This is a genomic window from Moraxella cuniculi DSM 21768, assembly GCF_900156515.1.
GTDB lineage: Bacteria > Pseudomonadota > Gammaproteobacteria > Pseudomonadales > Moraxellaceae > Moraxella > Moraxella cuniculi.
Window position 1 is genome coordinate 42,304 of sequence record NZ_FTNU01000001.1, and the last position, 17,541, is coordinate 59,844.

Sequence of the window (17,541 nt, forward strand, 5' to 3'; positions counted from 1 at the left end):
TTGTAACAAAACTGCTATATTTTAAATTTTATAATAACTATATTTTAATGATAAATTTAACAAAACAACAAAGTGAACAAACAACCGATGTGCCACAACAGACCTTGTCCATTATTTATCAAGATGAATATCTGGTGGTGGTAAATAAACCTGCAGGTATGCTGGTTCATCGCTCATGGCTGGATAAAAACGAGCGTCATGTCGTCATGCAGCAGCTGCGTAATCAGCTGGGCTGTCATGTGTATCCTGTGCATCGTTTAGATAGGCCGACTTCGGGGGCGTTGTTATTTGCCTTGTCCAGTCAGGTTGCAAGGCAGCTGGCTGAATTGTTTGAACTTCATCAAGTAGAAAAAAGTTATCTGGCGGTGGTGCGTGGCGTGATTGATTCGGGCAGGATTGATTATCCGCTCAAGCCACGATTGGATAAGATTGCTGATAAATTTAGCAACCCTGACAAGCCAGCAGAGACTGCTATTACCGATTATCAAGTACTGGCAACGACCGAGCAGCCTTTTGTTTCTTGTAAGCGGTTTGCAACTTCTCGTTATAGTTTGGTGGCATTAACACCAATCACAGGACGCAAGCATCAATTGCGGCGACACATGAAGCATATTTTTCACCCCATCGTTGGTGATACCACCTATGGCGACAAGGTGCAAAATCGTGCCATTGCTGCCCATGTAGGAGTGCGTCGTTTGATGTTACACGCTTATCGTTTGGCATTTGTGCACCCTGTTACAGGGCGGCATTTGTCGGTGATTGCACCGCTTGATGATGCGTACCAAAAATTGCTAACAGCATTTGCTTGGCAGGGCGTGCTGGCTGATTGACTTGCCAAAAGCACCAAACTGCCAAGGTGAGTGCTTAAAGTGGCTTGACCACCGCCAGAATCACCACGGCAATCAAAATTACAACAGGAATCTCATTAAACATACGCCAATAAGTGTGGCTTTTGTAATGAGGGTTATCCACGAGGCGTTTGCGAAATTGACCGCAGAGCAAATGATAGACGGTTAGACAGATGGTTAGGACAAGTTTAATATGCAGCCAGCCCTGACTAAGATAAACGCTCGGTGCTAGGGCAATCATGCTTAGCCCAAAGCCCCAAGTAGCAATCATGGCAGGGGTCATAATGCCGCGATAGAGCTTGCGTTCCATCAAGGCAAATCTGTCTTGGCTGGGGGTATCTTCGCTCATGGCGTGATAGACAAACAGTCTTGGCAGATAAAAAATTCCAGCAAACCAACAAACCATGCTGATGATATGAAAGGCTTTTAGGTAATCAATCATGCTTATGCTCGTCTTTATCGCTGGCTGAAGGGTAATTAGGCTTGCTATTATAGCACAGTTTTTATCCTTCAGTCAGCAGATGGCACTAGGCGGTCAATGGGCAATGGCTGGGTGGTTGTTCGGATATGGCAACACCGCTCATGGCATCGATGATTGTTGGTTTGGGTGCTGCTTTGGCGGCAACCAGACCCAGTTCAGCCATGAGACGATCGTCATGTGAGGTGGATTGATTGCCTGTGGTGAGCAGCTTATCACCATAAAAAAACGAATTGGCACCCGCCATAAATGCCAAGGCTTGCTCGCCATCGCTTAGGCTTTCGCGACCTGCCGACAGTCGCACATGGCTGGTCGGGCAGCAGATGCGTGTTACCGCGATGGTGCGAATCCATTCAATGACGGACAGTTTACCTTCGGCAAGTACCTTGTCGCCCAGTGGTGTACCTTGAATTGGAACGAGCAAATTCACAGGAATGGACTGTGGCGGTATTGGCATTTGCGTGAGTTCATAAATCCAATCAATACGATCTTCGCGGCTTTCGCCCATGCCAACGATACTGCCCGAGCAGACATTGATGCCTGCATTGCGTACATTGTCAATGGTGTTTAGGCGGTCGTCATAACTGCGAGTACTGGTAACGGTGTCATAGTAGTTACGCGAGGTATCCAGATTGTGATTATAATAATCCAGCCCAGCCTCCGCCAGTGTCTGTGCTTGGTCGGCATTTAACATGCCCAAAGTCATGCAGGTTTCAAGCCCCATTGCCTTAACCTCACTGATAAGCTCAACCAAATAGGGCATATCTTTGGCACTGGGGTGTTTCCATGCTGCCCCCATACAAAATCTTGATGAACCCTGTGCTTTGGCACGACGGGCGGCTGCCAAGACTTTGTTAATCTCTAGGCGTTTTTCGGCAGTAAGTCCAGTTTTGTCGCGATAATGACCCGACTGCGAACAATAGCCACAATCCTCAGGGCAGTTGCCTGTTTTGATGGATAATAAAGTGCTGATTTGTACTTCGTTTGCGGTGAAGTGCTTGCGATGCACCGTTTGTGCTTGCAGCAACAAATCCATCAGTGGCAAATCAAACAAGCGTGTGATTTCGTCCTTGCTTATTGTGGTCATCATGGTTTTCTCACTTTTGCCAAATTAATTACCAATACCAAAAATTAACTGATTAAATCGCCAAAAGCACGATGCTGATGACTAAGTGAACAATTGTAGCGAAAAATTCATCAAATAGCAAATCACCCTGACAATGCCAACAAGTTATCGCTGTCTATTTGACCGTGCTGCTTTGATGGCTGTGCCAAAGTTTTGGCTATTTTTGCAGTTTTTGCTTTAGGTTGCCAAGCAATTCTTTGGCATTTTGTGCATAGGGTTTGGCGATTGCCACCAGTGGCTTGACTTGGTCAAGGTAAGGTTGATACGCTTCTGGGACGCTGGCGGCTTGTTTGCCGATACTGGCGAACCAAAGCAGTAATTTATAATCACCAGTGATGGTTATGTCGCCATCTTGAATGGCAGTCATAAAGGCGGTTATATCGCCTTTGGTCAGCAGTTGTACACCAGTCATTGCGTCTTTAAAATCAATCGTCAAATCGGCATTGTGTGCCGTGCCAAGCGACTGACCGAAGTGAGAGTTTTCAAAGCGAAAATAGCGTGCCATCTCAGGTGCGACAAACTGAATGCAGACATTGCGGTCTTTGATAAGATTATTAAAAGTTTCGTTATCACGGTTTTTTGCAAGGTTTTGTAGGCGTAAGCCAAGCAGTGCCAGCAGTGCATCAAGTGGATTGGTTTTGACATTGATAACGGGTATTGTAAACATAACACTTCCTTAAAAATATCTAAAAATCATCGGCTGCATTTGTCAAGGCGATGACCAAGCACATACAGCACGCCTTCTAGCCCTGTTGTATTGATGGCGGCATCGGCTTTGGCTTGTACGATGGGTTTGGCGTGATAGGCAATGCCAATATCACTGATGTTCATCATCGGCAAGTCATTGGCACCATCGCCAATACAGACGATCTGCTGTGGCGACAATCCCAGACGCTCGGCAACTTGTTGGGTGATGATGGCTTTTTGGGTGCCGTCTAAGATGGTATCGCCAATCGTGCCTGTGAGAGTTTTGCCATCGCTTATCAGTGGATTGGCATAGTACTCATCAATGCCAAGCGTGTTTGCAACATATTTGGCAAATGGTTCAAATCCACCCGAAATCAGCACGGTATGATAGCCCAGTGCTTTTAGGGCATGAATGGTCGCTGCTGCACCACGGCTAAAGCTGATTTGCTTGGTGATAATTTCATCAACAATCTCAATGGGTGCCTCTGCAAGCAGTGCAACACGACGGGCAAAACTGGTGGCAAAATCAATCTCGCCACGCATGGCTTGTTCGGTGATTTCGGCGACTTTTTCTGCCACGCCGCAGAATTTGGCAAGCTCAACGATGACTTCTTGCTCAATCAAAGTCGAATCCATATCAAAGCATGCCAAGCGATGCTCGTTGAGCATTTTTTCTATGGATAAAATATGCACATCGGCATGAATGTGGGCGGACAGATGGCTGCTGATTTGTTCATCAAGGATATGGGCGGCAGCGTCTTTATTGATCGCAAAATTGGTTTTTGGGGCGAGTAAATAGCGGTGAATTGCTACATCGGCAAGTGCTTCATCACTGCTGATTTTATGCGTGCTGACTGCAGGGGCATCATCTATGAGTGAATGCAGTTGCCAATTGGGCTGTGATTGCACCCAGTTTTGTATAAGGGTGTCAATGTTTGATTCTGTCGCTGGGCTGACAATGATGATGGCAAAAATAGGCAACGCAGCAAGCGTGGCATAAGCATCATCGGTGCCGAAGTCCGCCCCTGTTGGCACGCTGGGCAGTTTGCCGCTTAAGCTACTTAGGGTATTTTGCCATGCTTTGCTATTTTTTGGCAGCTGATAGGTATAAGACATATCCAAATTATCCTTGTTGTCAGAATTACCATATTAGCAGGTAATGAGTGATTTTAAAAGAGCAAACGCAGGATTTGTGCCATTTTCTGATCAGCATTTTGGGCAAAAGTGCCAAACTTGCCATCGCCACCCATGGGCTTATTGGTTGATTGTAGGAGTCTATTAAGTGGATTTTTGACAACAAACCACAAAAGTGTTAAGAAAATTCACCAAAGCTGATAACTATATTGTCATTTGATGATATAATGGGACAATTTAACCGTTTGAATTATAATTTGGCAATTATCATGACTTATCTAGCACCCAGACAGGGTATTTTTGCGGCGATTGTTTTGGCAAGTTTGACACTGCATTTATTGTTTTTTGTCATCAGTGCCGAGCGTGGCATCAATGCTCAAAATCAGCAAGTAGTAAACCATAGCGTTGCTGCTTTAAGCCAAGAATTGGTCGCACCGTTGGCAGCCTATGATAGGGTTAGCATGAGCGTAATTGCCGAGCCGTATACCAATGAGCAAGCGGTGGGTTATATTGGCATCTATGATAGCCAAGGTCGTATATTGGTGCCTCTAGGAGAGGCAAGCGATGGCTATCGCACCGAGCAAATCATCGCTACAGGCGATCAGGTGCTGGGCAAGGTTGCGGTGCAAGCCAAACCAATCAGCCGTGCACAAATTTTGTCGGATAATTGGGTGTTTTTGCTCAGCGTTATTGGCTTACACATCATCTTGTGGTTGGTGTATGGCTATGTTGCACGACCAACTGCCGAATTAAAGCGTCAAATTGCCCAGCGTGTACGAACGGATTTATTAAACAAAGGCTTGTTAAGCGAGCAGCAACCTGCCAAGGTTGAAGCTGCTGAGCCAGAGCAGTCGCCATCACAAGCAAGCGATGACGAACAGGACGATGAGCTGCAAATTGATGATTCAAGCGATGAAACCACGCTGTCGGCTGCTTACACGGTGCAGTTAAGCTATGATGATCCACGACATTTATTGGCAACTGTGAGTATTGATACCAAAGCGGCTTATTTGGCTCTGTGCGATCAGTTGTTTGACAAAGCGTGTCAGGCGTTGCTTGAGTTGCCTTTGTTTGCAGGCGTGGAGACCGCCAACAAAAAAACCTTTGACGACTCAGGCGTATCAATCACACTGCATGCCAAAGAGCCAACCGCCAAGACAGCGACAGCGGCGGCACTTTTGTCCAAATTGCTGGTGATGGTCAATGAAGTGGTGTACCAAAAGCACCGTGAAATCAGACGCTTTGCCTTGCCTGTTAAGGCGGTCTGTAGCGATGCTGATTCGGCCGAGATTGCCAAATTAATCTCTTTAAACCGCAAAGAGCAGCTGTTGATTATTTTGCCAGAAGCAGGGCGAAATCAGGTCTCAACCTACATGAGCCTATCTGCACTCAAGCAGCCAAGAAGCACCCACGAAAGAGATGCTCGCGAGATTGTCAGCGTAACCAATGCCACCACCGAGCGTCTAAAAATTGCTTGCGATAAAGTCTTGCTTTTTGAAGATAATGCTTGACAAAATGGCTATTTTGTTTTATAAGGCTATCAATCCATACGGCAAACTGTGCCATAGCGTACAATCTGACTAAGGAGTCATTATGAGTAATATTGATGATGATTTTGATGATGATAATTTTGAAGAAGATGCCGATGCACAACTGGCAGACGAATCCAAGGCAAAACCGCTCGAAAAACGCCTAAAAATCGATGCTTTATTAGAAGAGCAGCGACTGAACAAACTTAAGCGCGCCTTAGAAGATGGTGATGATTTTGCAGAATTTGATGATTTGGACGATTTGGATTTAGATGACGATTTTTAATCGCTAAGTCATGGTTTGATTTGCCAGCTGATTTGACTTTTGGGGCAAAGTCGCCCATTGTGGTCAATCTTGACTATTTATATAACTGGATATTTCATGAACAAACAACAATTATTTGATTACCTAGAATCACCTGCCAATGAGATAGGGCTTGACCCAATCGCTGCCCATGGTTTTTTGACGGCAACGGTAGTGGGCAAGCCTTTACCAAATTGGCTGTCGGCATTTTTTGAGGGTGGCGATAGTCGCGTGCCTAATGATGTCAAGGCAGCGTTGGTGGCATGGCAACAGGAGCTTGTTGATACCTTAAAGGCCGAACAGCCGATTGAGTTGCCATTTGATGCCAGTGAAGAGGCTGAAGATTTTAGCGAAGATGGTGATTTGGCGGCGTGGGCAATTGGTTTTGTTGATGCCATGTATTCTGATGAAAATGTTGATTGGTTTGACGATCCTGATACCGAAGAAGAGGTGGCGATGCTGACCTTACCGATGGTTGTTTTGTCAGGTATTGATGAGGAAATGGACGATATGCGTGACGATGAAACGCTTGCCCAAATGGCAAATGCACTCGAGGATAATATCACAGAGTTGTTTTTATTGTTTCATACACAAGAATAATCAATTATTTGATAAAAGCGGGCTTGTCCTGCTTTTATTTTGCCAGTTGTTTGCTTGACGAGCTGGGCTTTGACTTTAGATGCTATCAAGCTGGCGCCAAGATTTTTCACAATTGTCAGGAAATAACAAAACCAGATATAACAAGGGCTGTCGCACAATAGTGGACAGCCCTAGATTTATATTTGGTAGGCGTAAACGGACTCGAACCATCGACCCCCACCATGTCAAGGTGGTGCTCTAACCAACTGAGCTATACGCCTGTGTAATTGCGTGCTATTTTAGCAAACTTTTGGCAAAAAGCAAGCGTTTTTTGTATTTTTATGACGATTTTGTATTTTTTGCCATCTGGTCAAATTGATAGATGTCAATCGGTGTTTTAAACGGGCGATTGGGCAGTTCTTGCACCAGCTTTGGCACAAGGTAGCCAGAGAGTCGCTCAAGTAATTGCCAATAAATCGCTACCGCTTGCTCAATGGGCAGGTCAAAATGTGCTGCACCTGCCACCTTGTCCAAAATATGCAAATAATAAGGCAAAATACCAGCGGCGAATAACGCATGGCTTAGTTGTGCAAGCGTATCGGCATTATCATTAATATTTTTTAATAAGACAGTTTGGTTAAGTAGCGTAATTCCTGCCGCTTTTAGGGCGTGGCATTTATCGCTAAGTGATGTGTCAATTTCGTTGGGGTGGTTGATGTGCAGCACCAATACAATGCTTTTTGATTGGGATTTTAATAACTCAATCAGCTCATTATCAATGCGGTTGGGTAGCACCACAGGCAGGCGTGTATGTAGGCGAATGGTGTGCAAGTGATTGATTGTGCTAAGTTTATCCAGCCACAGTTTAAGCCGTTTGTTGCTTAAGTTTAAGGGGTCGCCGCCGCTTAGTATTACTTCATTAATTTGTGAATTTTTATTTATATATGCCAGAATCTCATCAATTTGTTGCGTGTTGGGCTGGTTGCCAGCATAATCAAAGTGCTGGCGAAAGCAGTAGCGGCAATGTATAGCACATGAGCCAGTTACTGTTATCAGGACGCGGCTGTCGTATTTGTGCAGTATGCCCTTGGTGGGATTGTGATGATTTTCGGCAAGAGGGTCGGTGCTATAACCTTGCACAGACAGAGCTTCTTTGGTATCTGGCAGCACTTGCAGTAACAAAGGGTCGTTTGGATTGCCTTTTTGCATTTTGTTAATAAAAGCATGTGGCACACGCAAGGGGAATTTTTTGGACGATGGTTGGGTCTTGGGCGGTGCTGGTAGCTCAAGCAAGGCAAATAATTCATCAATATTATCAACAACGGCTGATAATTCGTCTTGCCAAGTCTGAAAAACTGGCATTTTGTCGCTTGGGTGAATTTTTTTTGTAGAAATCATGGTTTAGGTTTTGACAAAAATCATTAAAACTTTATATAATGGAGTGTTTATGGGCGAAATCGCCAAAACATTATAGCACAGCGGATTTTTGGCTGTGAATTAATTTTGCCGAGCGTGCTTGGCTAACTTGATAACAAACCAAAGAGCAATAGGTAAATTATGGCAAGTTTTTCTACAAATGATTTTAAGGCTGGATTGAAGGTTATGCTTGACGGCAACCCTTGTTCAATCCTTGAAAATGAATATGTTAAGCCGGGCAAAGGTCAGGCGTTTAACCGTGTTAAGCTACGCAATCTACGCACAGGCAAAGTGCTTGAGCAAACCTTCAAATCTGGCGATACGCTAGAAGGTGCCGATGTGATGGATGTTGAGATGAACTATCTGTATAACGATGGTGAGTTTTGGCATTTTATGCACCCAGAAAGTTTTGAGCAGTTGCAAGCTGACAAGACAGCCATGGGCGATGCGGCACAGTGGCTAAAAGAAAACTCAAACGCACTTTGCACCATTACTTTGTTCAATGGAGCACCGCTATCAGTTACGCCACCGAATTTTGTTGAGCTTGAGATTGTTGAAACCGATCCAGGTGTGCGTGGCGATACTTCAGGCGGTGGCGGTAAGCCTGCACGCTTGGAGACAGGGGCGACAGTGCGTGTACCGCTATTTGTTCAACAAAACGAAATCGTCCGTGTCGATACCCGCACTGGCGAATACCAAACGCGTGTTTCTGCTTAATCTTATCTTGCAAAACAGTGCCAATCGGCACTGTTTTTTTGTGCAGGCGTGTTTGTTTTGATGATATGGCTTGGCAAATGATGTCAAATTTACAAATCATCAACCGAATGCAACATAATTTTGCCAAAAGTGCCATGTCAATAGATGACAAAAAATACACCAAATGGTAAACTATGCTGACACATTTTGAAATATTTTGATGAAATCAGCCTTGTGATTTTGTCAGGCATCACCGAGAATAACTATGACAAAGCTTAATCAGCGTACAGTGGCGACAGCGATTGCTGCAACAGGCATTGGGCTACACAGTGGTAAAAAAGTAACGCTGACCTTAAAGCCTGCCCAAGTAGATACTGGCATTGTGTTTGAAAGAACCGATTTGGGCAAGACGATACCTATGGCGGCAAATCTCGTGCAAGATACCATGATGTCGTCCAATCTGGTGCAAGGTGATGCTCGTGTAGGGACGGTTGAGCATTTGCTCTCGGCAGTGGCGGCGTGCGGTATTGACAATCTCATCATTGAAGTAGACGCACCAGAGATTCCCATCATGGACGGCAGTGCTGCACCATTTTTGTATTTGATTGACAAGGCGGGTATTGCTGAGCAAACTGCTCTAAAAAAATTCATTAAAATCATTAAGCCTGTTGAGGTGAGCGATGGCGACAAATGGGCTCGCCTTGAGCCGTATGAGGCAGGATTTTTGATGGATTTTGAGATTGATTTTGCTCATGCGGCGATTGCAGCAACAGAACAAAGCACACGGCTTGATTTTAGCACCGCCAATTTTGCCATTGAAGTGGGACAGGCTCGTACTTTTGGTTTTTTAAAGGATTTGGAATATCTACAAAAAAATAACCTAGCATTGGGCGGCAGTCTTGATAATGCGGTTGTGCTTGATGATAATTCGGTGGTTAATGCAGATGGATTGCGTTACCCCAATGAATTTGTTCGCCACAAGATGCTTGATGCCGTGGGTGATTTGTATGTCATCGGACATCCGTTGCTTGCCAAATTTTCAGCGTTTAAATCAGGTCATGCGTTAAATAATGCACTGATTCGTGCAGTTTTGGCAGATGAAAGTTGCTATAAAATTGTAACATTTTATGACAAAAATGATTGCCCGATTGACTATGTGGAAGCAGCATAACGCAATTTTTGCTACAGCCAATCCTAGTATCAATCTATGAATGCCACCCAAAGGCAAATTTAGCTGCAAAAGCACAGACATATTTCAGATTTTGCATAATTATCATATCAAAAATGAAAAAACCCACAGTGAATTGACTGACTGGGTTTTTTTATTGCCATAAAATACAAAATAGTAAATAAAATCAACAGTTTATTTGATAAAAGCAGCCAGATGGTTAATTAATGATTAAAAAATCATCAACTGTAAACATATTGTAATAAAATACCAAGTTCTTTGCTTGGTTACAAAACTTTACAAAAAGCTTGGCTGGGTGGTGATGGTTTATTTGTTATTTATTTTAATTATAAATTTATTTTTATTAATAAATAACAATCATGGCTGGTTCAGTCTTCGCTGGCAAGTTTTTGCAAAGCCTCAATCAAATGCGGATTTTTGCTGATTAATTTGATATTTTGTGTTATCATTTGCCTTGTGTTTTCGCTTAGGGTCTTTTTAGCCACTGGGCGAGCATCTGATGGCAGTAAATTGGGCGAAGTAATGAACTTGATTGACTGCAAATGACAAAAACGCTGATCATAAGCACGCAAAGCTTGAACACAATCCTCCATGATATAGCGTGCATGATTGGCAGCGGTCGGCGAATCTAGCGATAGAGTAAGCTCGGTCGGCGAAACATAGATGGCATAGCAGCCTCTAAGCGTCTTTTCGTCAAAAATGGGCGTAAGAGCATTGCGAAGTAGTTGCGTATGATATTGCAAATAGCGATATTTTGACATCAGTGGTTTTGACAGCATGGCACCTGCTGCAGCTTGTTTTTCAAGCGGTGTGGCAAGATGATTGGTTGTGCGAGTTTTTGCCAACAAATCATTAATCCGTGTGGTTTTTGTGGAATCAGACATGGCTCACCTAGAGAATAATTGACCTTGGACATGGTGTCCGCAGAGCAAGTGTATCACACCTTTTGAGAAAAACAACCATCACGCAAGCGTTGGGCTGTTTTTTTAGTACACCAAGGAAGTGTATTGTGTGGCACTGGCTTTAATCAAAACCAACCAATGGCACAACCGTAGCGGTTTGACAAGCTGACAGATGTTTTGTCGGTAAATCTCTTTCGGCTGTGTAAGGAAAATCAATGAAACAAGTACTTTGGCTACTATCAGCCGTGGGATTAACTTTTGTGCAATCAAGCACAGCACAGAACAACTATGTCAATAACACCGCTCAAGCCAGTTATGCTGCCAGCGTGCCAGACAATATTGACAGTGTGATTAATAGTCTGATTATCAGCAGTCAAAACGCACAAGCACAGACTTATCGTCAGGGTGCAACTGCTGAATTTAGCAGCAACTTTCAAGCACCAAAAACCAGCGAACGCCTTACCGCCAACAGTGCCCCAAGCATTGCAGCAGCAGCAGCGTCTCGTGCCGCACTAAAAAGCAGCATCGGTCGCTGTGCGATGTATGTTCGCAAAGCTCTACAGGCTGCTGATTATAAATTCACCCCACAGGTTTCTGCGTATCAGTACGCCAGCAATGGCACATTGGCATCAGCAGGTTTTGTAAAACTTGACAATAATAACTATGTGCCACAGGCGGGCGATGTTGCGGTATTTAACCGTACGGCAAAAAATCCACATGGACATATTCAGATTTATGATGGCAAAGACTGGATTTCTGATTTTCGCCAATCCATCTCAGAGACTCGCCAGCCGAACTTTAGCCCATACGCACAGCATAATGGCTACAGCGTGTGGCGTGATGCACGCTTTGTAGATGCTTCGGCAAATACTGGCACAATGCTTGCCATTAATGGACAATGATTGTATGCCATACAAAAAGTCAGACTAAGTCTGGCTTTTTTGTTTGTATAACTGGTTGTAAGTTTGTATTAATGCCAATACTGGCGTTGATGAAAATCAGGTGTGGTGGCGTGCGTGATGGCATAATACACAGGCACGCGGCAATCATCAATCAATGGATATAAGATGGCAGTGATGTTGATATCAAGATTGGCACGCAAAAGTGGCTTGAGCATATGGCAAATCTGTAGCTTTAGCACATAAGCATCAGGGGTGCTGCTTATTTTTTGTTGTAAATCATGCTCAAAATCCATGATTGGTGGCAGGGTGCTTGGTGTGCGATAGTTCTCAAAGCGATAAATGTTGTAGCGAGAATCAACAGCGGCGTTGATTTCAATATAGTTATCGGCTTGTTTTTCGGCGATAAAGCACTCAAAACAATCCATCTCCCACAAAAAATCAGCACGGCAAGCGGCTTTTGATTGATTGATAATAGGGTCAAAGAGTGCGTGCGTATGGGTGGTTTTTTCAACATAAAAACACAGCTGCAAAGCATCATTCTGATTGCACAAGCTGGCAGTGATTTTTGCTGGCGTGAAGTGATTGACCGATTGCTGATGGGCATCATCAATCACCGCTTGCAGGACAAAATGTTCGCAATGACCAAGAGTGTCATGCGATATATCGCCATAAGAACTTGTTGTCATTTTAATAGATGTTACCTATGGATAATTAGGCAAAGCCAAAGCGGCTTAAGTTTGACAGTTTGGGATTGGCCTCGTCATTGTTGCGAAGTAGTAGTACCATGCGACCGATGTGATGAATGACGCTTGATTCGGTGGCGTTGGCGATGGCGTCAGCACAGGCTTTGCGTTCTTCGCCACTGCCAGCAGGAATTTTGATTTTGATTAGCTCATGGTCATGCAAGGCACGAGAAATTTCCTCAATGACAGTTGGACTGATGCCATTGGCACCGACAATCACCACGGGATCAAGCTGATGACCAATGCCACGCAGGGCTTTGATGTCTTGTAGTTTTGATTTTTTGCTCATAAAATCTCCAAATTGAGCTGGCAAGCAGTGAGAAATTTACATTATTATAGCAGATTTTCACCAAATTTACTGCCAATAATGGTAAACTAGAACATTCCGACTGGCTCTAGCTGGGCTATATAGGCGATGTCATTGTATGAATGAATGATGGCAAAACCAACTTCGGCTGAGACCAGATGGTGATAAATTTGACAAAAAGGCAGGTATATGGCAACCAGAATCAAAAATAAAAAACTCTCCAAGTCCAGCCGTGCGTGGATGAAAGAGCATATTGATGATTTTTATGTGCAAAAAGCCCAAAAAGAGGGCTATCGAGCAAGAGCTGCCTATAAGCTACTGGAAATTAACGAAAAAACAGGCTTGATAAAAAAAGGCATGACTGTGGTGGATTTGGGTTCGGCACCCGGTAGTTGGTCGCAGGTTGCAGGGCGACTGGTCGGAGATGGTGGCACGCTTATCGCCTCGGATATTTTGCCAATGGATACGCTGGAGAATGTTACCTTTATTCAGGGTGATTTTCGTGAAGAGGCGGTATTTAATCAAATCATGGATGAGGTTGGTGGCCGTAGGGTTGATGTGGTGTTGTCAGATATGGCACCAAACACCTCAGGCATGGCAGCGGTAGATCAGCCACGCATGATGTATCTGTGCGAGTTGGCGGTAGATTTTGCCCTAAAGGTGCTGCCAGAGGGTGGGGCGTTAATCATGAAGGTATTTCAGGGTGAAGGTTCACAAGAGTTGCGTGCCAATATGCAAAAGCAGTTTAGCAAAATTAAAAGTATCAAGCCTGCTGCCTCTCGCCCTCGTTCCAAAGAAATGTTCTGGGTGGCGATTAAATAAAACCACCAATAGGGCTTGAAATCATCAAAACAAGCAATATATAACACAAATAGGCATTGGGTGGCTTGTCCACCTGATTTTCATAAGCTAAGGATAAAAAGTTTGAGTGATATGGTAAAGAATACCTTATTGTGGCTGGCGATTATCGGTATCGTAGTTGCGATTTTTGGCAATTTGGATCGCGGTCGTGCTGATGCTGATTCTTTGAACTATTCGGCATTTGTAACCGCAGTTGCCAATGGCGAAATTAAAAATGTCAAAATTGATGGCGAGGAAATCACGGGCAAAAAAGTCAATGGCGATGATTTTGAGACCATTCGTCCCGCCCTTGCCGATGATGAACTGATGCCATTGTTACGCAAAAACAATGTTGAAATACAAGGCACAACGCCTGAACGCCAAGGTGTTGGTATGCAGTTGTTGATGGCGGCATTTCCGATTTTGCTCATCGTTGGTCTGTTTTGGCTGATTATGCGAGGTATGAGTGGCGGCGGTGCTGGCGGTGGTATGGCTGGTCGCAACCCCATGAGCTTTGGTAAATCAAAGGCAAAAATGCTCTCAGAAGATCAGGTTAAGGTAACTTTTGCCGATGTTGCTGGTGTGGAAGAATCCAAGCAAGAAGTTGCTGAAATTGTTGATTTCTTAAAAGACCCAAGCAAATTCACCAAACTTGGTGCAACCATTCCGCGTGGCGTGCTAATGGTTGGCCCGCCTGGTACTGGCAAAACCTTGCTTGCCAAGGCCATCGCTGGCGAAGCAAAAGTGCCATTTTTTAGCATTTCAGGTTCTGATTTTGTTGAGATGTTTGTCGGTGTCGGTGCTTCTCGTGTGCGTGATATGTTTGAACAGGCGAAGAAAAACGCACCTTGCATTATCTTTATCGATGAGATTGATGCTGTTGGTCGCCATCGTGGCAGTGGTATGGGTGGCGGTCATGATGAGCGTGAACAGACACTAAATCAGCTGCTGGTTGAGATGGACGGTTTTGAGGGCAATGATGGCGTGATTGTTATCGCTGCAACCAACCGTGTGGATGTGTTGGATAAGGCATTGTTGCGACCCGGTCGTTTTGACCGCCAGGTTAGTGTTGGCTTGCCTGATGTCAAAGGTCGTGAGCAGATTTTGAATGTGCATTTGAAGAAATTGCCTGCAACCGTTGGGGTGGATGTGAACGCTTTGGCACGCGGTACGCCGGGCTTTAGTGGGGCACAGTTGGCAAACTTGGTCAATGAAGCGGCATTGTTCGCAGCTCGCCGAGATAAAAGCAGCGTGGACATGAATGACTTTGAAGATGCCAAAGACAAACTGTACATGGGGCCTGAACGCAAGTCTATGGTGCTAAAAGAAGAAGAGCGTCGTGCCACTGCTTATCATGAAGCAGGTCATGCACTGGTGGCACAATTGCTACCCGGCACTGACCCTGTACACAAAGTAACCATCATGCCCCGTGGCTGGGCATTGGGGGTAACATGGCAGTTGCCAGAGCAAGATGCTGTCAGCAGCTATAAAGACAAAATGCTTAGCGATATTGCCATCATGTTCGGTGGTCGCATCGCTGAAGAGATTTTTGTTAATCGCAAATCAACAGGTGCGTCCAATGATTTTGAGCGAGCAACAAAAATGGCACGAGCGATGGTTACACGCTATGGTATGTCTGATGCACTGGGCGTGATGGTCTATGAGGCAGAGGAGCATGGCGGTTATTTTGGTGGCAGCACTCGCACGATTTCTGAAGCAACACAACAAAAGGTTGATGATGAGATTCGTAGCATTTTGGAGGCACAATACCAAGTGGCTTATCGCTTGATTGATGACAATCATGACAAAATGCACGCCATGGTGGACGCACTCATGAAATGGGAAACCATTGACAGAGAGCAATTTTTGCAAATCATGGCAGGCGAAGAACCTCGTGAACCCAAAGAATATCAGCACGAGGTGCCAACGGTGAATATTGTCAAAAATGATGAACTGCCACCGCCATTGCCAAGTGCCTAATTGATGTACAAAAAACAGCATTTAAAATAAATGCTGTTTTTTTATTGATGGTTATTAGCGAGCATTAATATGAACGCAAGTGGCATTGGTAAATAACAGTGTGCCTGCGAGCAAAGTTTTGATTTTCATAAGAAATTCTTAGGAAAATTAACGGCACTCTTTGATTAAAAGTTCAGGGCGGTATTCAAAATGTGGGCTGTCATAACTTGCCCATTTGCCACCCCAAATAAAACCATGTTTTTCAAAAATTTTCACCACTTGATTTAATTTGGGATCCTGTAGGAGTGCCTTGGGATAAAGGCAGGGTTTATCTTCACTGGTGCAGCCGTCCCAACGCCAGTATTTATGTAGGTGTTTGGGCAGGTGAAAATCAACGGCCACGCCAAAACTATGGCTGCTCAGACGATTGGTGCCAGCAATCATTCGCCAATTAAGCGTACCAAGTGACTTGGCAACATAAGCAGACAGGGCTTTGTCTTTGGCAATCTCATCACCAACTTTTTGTAGTTGGATACTGGCATTATTGCGTTTATTAAACTGCAAAGTTTTGCCCGATGGTCGCCATTGTACGGTTGTCATGTTCGCCTGTACTTCTTTGGCGGTATTGCCATATAACACCTTAAAAAAAGCATCATTTCTTAGTCGTCCTGCGTCTTTATATTGTTTGGGAATGGCAAAATCTAAGGGGTAGGTTTGTGATAGTTGGTCAGCGATACTGGCATTTTTCAGGCGAGTGGTGAAAGCGGCATTAGAATCCACCCCCCCCATGGCAGTGTTTTGCCATTTTTAAAAAGCACTTGACCGCCGTCCACTGATTTAATGTCAGGATAAGCGGTGGTTAGGCATTTGTGTGGATTTATATTGGCAAAACTTGAGATGCTGACTGCCAATAAAGCGGTTGGTAGGATTCGTTTCATCACTATTTTAACCTGTTTTATGAGTGTAAGCATTATTAATATAATAAAATATTTACAAAATCTAAACCTTTGCACATAATGATGCATTTTATAACAAAAAGATAGGCAAAACAACCATTCACCAAAAACGCTTGCAATTTTCTTAGAAGTCTTATAGGATAGACTTTTTAGCCGATTAGACAGATTATGACAAATTTTTTTAATAAGCAATTAAGACGCACCAAAATTATCGCAGGTATAGGCAATTCTTTGGTGGGGGGCTTTCGTGCCGCCTATAAAATTGGAGCGTTCAAAGAGCCTCCCAGAGATGTTTTGCCAAAATATATCCAAACCTTTTGCCGCAAAATGGTTAATTCTTTTGGCGTGGAAGTGGTGCAAGTTGAGCCTGTGCCACAAACTCACGGTCTGTGGGTAAGCAATCATGTTTCATGGTTGGATATTCCTGTGGTTGGCTCAGTCGCCCCTGTGTTTTTTTTGTCAAAGGCGGAGATTAGCCAATGGCCGATTTTTGGACGCTTGGCAAAGGCAGGTGGCACACTCTTTATTCAGCGTGGTTCGGGAGATGCGACAACTGTCAGCGACCAGATAGCTCAATTTTTGCACGAAGGTTCATCGGTGGTATTTTTCCCAGAGGCGACCACTACAGATGGCAAGCAAATCAAAAAAATCTATGGCAAGTTATTAAAGGCAGCCATTGATAGCAACTTGCCAATTTGTCCGATGGTGGTGGCTTATGTTAATAAAGATGGCACATTGTCAGATGAGGCAGCGTATTATGGCGATCGCACGATGGCACAGAGTCTAAAGGCAGTTGCTGATCATGACATTACCGCTTATGTATTGCCGCTGGCACCGATTTATCCAGAAAATCGTGATTTGCGTGAATTGACAGCGGTGTTGCAGGCGGCAATGGAGCAAGGTCTGGCACAGCTTCATGCCCGCGTTTTGACAGCGTGATATTTGC

At 44.3% G+C, this 17,541-nt stretch carries 20 protein-coding genes and 1 tRNA gene; 10 read left to right on the plus strand and 11 right to left on the minus strand.

All coding sequences use genetic code 11. The annotated features are described in order from the left end of the window. Positions 1-47: 47 nt before the first annotated feature. On the plus strand, positions 48-830 hold the full coding sequence (gene truC / locus BW928_RS00175) for a tRNA pseudouridine(65) synthase TruC (protein WP_076554477.1): 783 nt from the start codon (positions 48-50) through the stop codon (positions 828-830). A gap of 34 nt (positions 831-864) precedes the next feature. Here the strand turns inward: truC and hemJ are convergent, their stop codons facing one another. From hemJ to serB, 4 genes are all read right to left on the minus strand, one after another. Next, complete coding sequence (hemJ, locus tag BW928_RS00180) at positions 865-1,290, minus strand: protoporphyrinogen oxidase HemJ (RefSeq protein WP_076554153.1); 426 nt, start codon at positions 1,288-1,290, stop codon at positions 865-867. Positions 1,291-1,375: 85 nt separating this feature from the next. Continuing rightward, the gene (gene bioB / locus BW928_RS00185; protein WP_076554154.1) at positions 1,376-2,416 is read right to left on the minus strand and encodes a biotin synthase BioB; all 1,041 of its coding nucleotides are present in this window, start codon (positions 2,414-2,416) and stop codon (positions 1,376-1,378) included. Between the two features lie 193 nt (positions 2,417-2,609). Then, positions 2,610-3,119, minus strand: coding sequence for a hypothetical protein (locus tag BW928_RS00190; protein WP_076554156.1), 510 nt, complete (start codon positions 3,117-3,119; stop codon positions 2,610-2,612). Between the two features lie 26 nt (positions 3,120-3,145). After that, positions 3,146-4,255 (minus strand): phosphoserine phosphatase SerB, encoded by a 1,110-nt coding sequence (gene serB / locus BW928_RS00195; RefSeq protein WP_076554157.1) that lies wholly within the window; start codon positions 4,253-4,255, stop codon positions 3,146-3,148. 287 nt (positions 4,256-4,542) lie between these two features. On the opposite strand from serB, the gene BW928_RS00200 reads away from it, so the two are divergent. The 3 genes from BW928_RS00200 to BW928_RS00210 all read left to right on the plus strand — a co-directional run bounded on the left by BW928_RS00200 (position 4,543) and on the right by BW928_RS00210 (position 6,706). Then, positions 4,543-5,784 (plus strand): hypothetical protein, encoded by a 1,242-nt coding sequence (locus BW928_RS00200; protein WP_076554478.1) that lies wholly within the window; start codon positions 4,543-4,545, stop codon positions 5,782-5,784. An 82-nt stretch (positions 5,785-5,866) separates the two neighbouring features. Further along, on the plus strand, positions 5,867-6,088 hold the full coding sequence (locus tag BW928_RS00205; RefSeq protein WP_076554159.1) for a PA3496 family putative envelope integrity protein: 222 nt from the start codon (positions 5,867-5,869) through the stop codon (positions 6,086-6,088). Between the two features lie 96 nt (positions 6,089-6,184). After that, positions 6,185-6,706 (plus strand): UPF0149 family protein, encoded by a 522-nt coding sequence (locus BW928_RS00210; RefSeq protein ID WP_076554160.1) that lies wholly within the window; start codon positions 6,185-6,187, stop codon positions 6,704-6,706. A gap of 183 nt (positions 6,707-6,889) precedes the next feature. Here BW928_RS00210 and BW928_RS00215 read toward each other — a convergent pair. Both BW928_RS00215 and epmB read right to left on the minus strand, forming a co-directional pair. Continuing rightward, positions 6,890-6,966: transfer RNA gene (locus tag BW928_RS00215), tRNA-Val, on the minus strand. A gap of 58 nt (positions 6,967-7,024) precedes the next feature. Further along, on the minus strand, positions 7,025-8,083 hold the full coding sequence (epmB, locus tag BW928_RS00220) for an EF-P beta-lysylation protein EpmB (protein WP_076554162.1): 1,059 nt from the start codon (positions 8,081-8,083) through the stop codon (positions 7,025-7,027). A gap of 159 nt (positions 8,084-8,242) precedes the next feature. On the opposite strand from epmB, the gene efp reads away from it, so the two are divergent. Then, complete coding sequence (efp, locus tag BW928_RS00225) at positions 8,243-8,818, plus strand: elongation factor P (protein ID WP_076554164.1); 576 nt, start codon at positions 8,243-8,245, stop codon at positions 8,816-8,818. Positions 8,819-9,062: 244 nt separating this feature from the next. Further along, positions 9,063-9,968 carry a UDP-3-O-acyl-N-acetylglucosamine deacetylase gene (gene lpxC / locus BW928_RS00230; RefSeq protein WP_076554166.1) on the plus strand — a complete coding sequence of 302 codons (906 nt, stop codon included), beginning with the start codon at positions 9,063-9,065 and terminating at the stop codon, positions 9,966-9,968. Between the two features lie 386 nt (positions 9,969-10,354). Here the strand turns inward: lpxC and BW928_RS00235 are convergent, their stop codons facing one another. Then, positions 10,355-10,870 (minus strand): hypothetical protein, encoded by a 516-nt coding sequence (locus BW928_RS00235; RefSeq protein ID WP_076554168.1) that lies wholly within the window; start codon positions 10,868-10,870, stop codon positions 10,355-10,357. Positions 10,871-11,103: 233 nt separating this feature from the next. Between BW928_RS00235 and BW928_RS00240 the strand changes: the two genes are divergently transcribed. After that, positions 11,104-11,790 (plus strand): CHAP domain-containing protein, encoded by a 687-nt coding sequence (locus BW928_RS00240; RefSeq protein ID WP_076554170.1) that lies wholly within the window; start codon positions 11,104-11,106, stop codon positions 11,788-11,790. 68 nt (positions 11,791-11,858) lie between these two features. Here the strand turns inward: BW928_RS00240 and BW928_RS00245 are convergent, their stop codons facing one another. Together BW928_RS00245 and BW928_RS00250 are read right to left on the minus strand one after the other, a co-directional pair. After that, a complete protein-coding gene (locus BW928_RS00245) occupies positions 11,859-12,476 on the minus strand; it encodes a DOMON domain-containing protein (RefSeq protein WP_076554172.1) in 618 nt (205 codons plus the stop codon). Positions 12,477-12,501: 25 nt separating this feature from the next. Further along, on the minus strand, positions 12,502-12,822 hold the full coding sequence (locus BW928_RS00250; RefSeq protein WP_076554174.1) for a YhbY family RNA-binding protein: 321 nt from the start codon (positions 12,820-12,822) through the stop codon (positions 12,502-12,504). A 207-nt stretch (positions 12,823-13,029) separates the two neighbouring features. Here BW928_RS00250 and BW928_RS00255 point away from each other — a divergent pair, with 207 nt between their 5' ends. After that, positions 13,030-13,662, plus strand: coding sequence for an RlmE family RNA methyltransferase (locus tag BW928_RS00255; protein WP_076554176.1), 633 nt, complete (start codon positions 13,030-13,032; stop codon positions 13,660-13,662). A gap of 111 nt (positions 13,663-13,773) precedes the next feature. Continuing rightward, positions 13,774-15,660 carry an ATP-dependent zinc metalloprotease FtsH gene (gene ftsH, locus BW928_RS00260; protein WP_076554178.1) on the plus strand — a complete coding sequence of 629 codons (1,887 nt, stop codon included), beginning with the start codon at positions 13,774-13,776 and terminating at the stop codon, positions 15,658-15,660. A 147-nt stretch (positions 15,661-15,807) separates the two neighbouring features. Here the strand turns inward: ftsH and BW928_RS00265 are convergent, their stop codons facing one another. Continuing rightward, a complete protein-coding gene (locus BW928_RS00265) occupies positions 15,808-16,428 on the minus strand; it encodes a M15 family metallopeptidase (protein ID WP_076554179.1) in 621 nt (206 codons plus the stop codon). After that, positions 16,386-16,580: a hypothetical protein gene (locus BW928_RS11560; RefSeq protein ID WP_158078419.1), complete on the minus strand. Its 195-nt coding sequence runs from the start codon at positions 16,578-16,580 to the stop codon at positions 16,386-16,388. Before BW928_RS11560 ends, BW928_RS00265 begins: the two co-directional genes overlap by 43 nt. Before the next feature lie 183 nt (positions 16,581-16,763). Between BW928_RS11560 and BW928_RS00270 the strand changes: the two genes are divergently transcribed. Beyond that, entirely contained in the window at positions 16,764-17,534 is a 771-nt protein-coding gene (locus tag BW928_RS00270) for a lysophospholipid acyltransferase family protein (RefSeq protein WP_076554181.1), read from the plus strand. The last annotated feature ends 7 nt before the right edge of the window (positions 17,535-17,541 follow it).

Bases quoted from the DNA above. Each gene is read 5' to 3' on its own strand.
- truC (WP_076554477.1), top strand. From the start codon at position 48: ATGATAAATTTAACAAAACAACAAAGTGAACAAACAACCGATGTGCCA.
- hemJ (WP_076554153.1), bottom strand. From the start codon at position 1,290: ATGATTGATTACCTAAAAGCCTTTCATATCATCAGCATGGTTTGTTGG.
- bioB (WP_076554154.1), bottom strand. From the start codon at position 2,416: ATGATGACCACAATAAGCAAGGACGAAATCACACGCTTGTTTGATTTG.
- BW928_RS00190 (WP_076554156.1), bottom strand. From the start codon at position 3,119: ATGTTTACAATACCCGTTATCAATGTCAAAACCAATCCACTTGATGCA.
- serB (WP_076554157.1), bottom strand. From the start codon at position 4,255: ATGTCTTATACCTATCAGCTGCCAAAAAATAGCAAAGCATGGCAAAAT.
- BW928_RS00200 (WP_076554478.1), top strand. From the start codon at position 4,543: ATGACTTATCTAGCACCCAGACAGGGTATTTTTGCGGCGATTGTTTTG.
- BW928_RS00205 (WP_076554159.1), top strand. From the start codon at position 5,867: ATGAGTAATATTGATGATGATTTTGATGATGATAATTTTGAAGAAGAT.
- BW928_RS00210 (WP_076554160.1), top strand. From the start codon at position 6,185: ATGAACAAACAACAATTATTTGATTACCTAGAATCACCTGCCAATGAG.
- epmB (WP_076554162.1), bottom strand. From the start codon at position 8,083: ATGATTTCTACAAAAAAAATTCACCCAAGCGACAAAATGCCAGTTTTT.
- efp (WP_076554164.1), top strand. From the start codon at position 8,243: ATGGCAAGTTTTTCTACAAATGATTTTAAGGCTGGATTGAAGGTTATG.
- lpxC (WP_076554166.1), top strand. From the start codon at position 9,063: ATGACAAAGCTTAATCAGCGTACAGTGGCGACAGCGATTGCTGCAACA.
- BW928_RS00235 (WP_076554168.1), bottom strand. From the start codon at position 10,870: ATGTCTGATTCCACAAAAACCACACGGATTAATGATTTGTTGGCAAAA.
- BW928_RS00240 (WP_076554170.1), top strand. From the start codon at position 11,104: ATGAAACAAGTACTTTGGCTACTATCAGCCGTGGGATTAACTTTTGTG.
- BW928_RS00245 (WP_076554172.1), bottom strand. From the start codon at position 12,476: ATGACAACAAGTTCTTATGGCGATATATCGCATGACACTCTTGGTCAT.
- BW928_RS00250 (WP_076554174.1), bottom strand. From the start codon at position 12,822: ATGAGCAAAAAATCAAAACTACAAGACATCAAAGCCCTGCGTGGCATT.
- BW928_RS00255 (WP_076554176.1), top strand. From the start codon at position 13,030: ATGGCAACCAGAATCAAAAATAAAAAACTCTCCAAGTCCAGCCGTGCG.
- ftsH (WP_076554178.1), top strand. From the start codon at position 13,774: ATGGTAAAGAATACCTTATTGTGGCTGGCGATTATCGGTATCGTAGTT.
- BW928_RS00265 (WP_076554179.1), bottom strand. From the start codon at position 16,428: ATGGGGGGGGTGGATTCTAATGCCGCTTTCACCACTCGCCTGAAAAAT.
- BW928_RS00270 (WP_076554181.1), top strand. From the start codon at position 16,764: ATGACAAATTTTTTTAATAAGCAATTAAGACGCACCAAAATTATCGCA.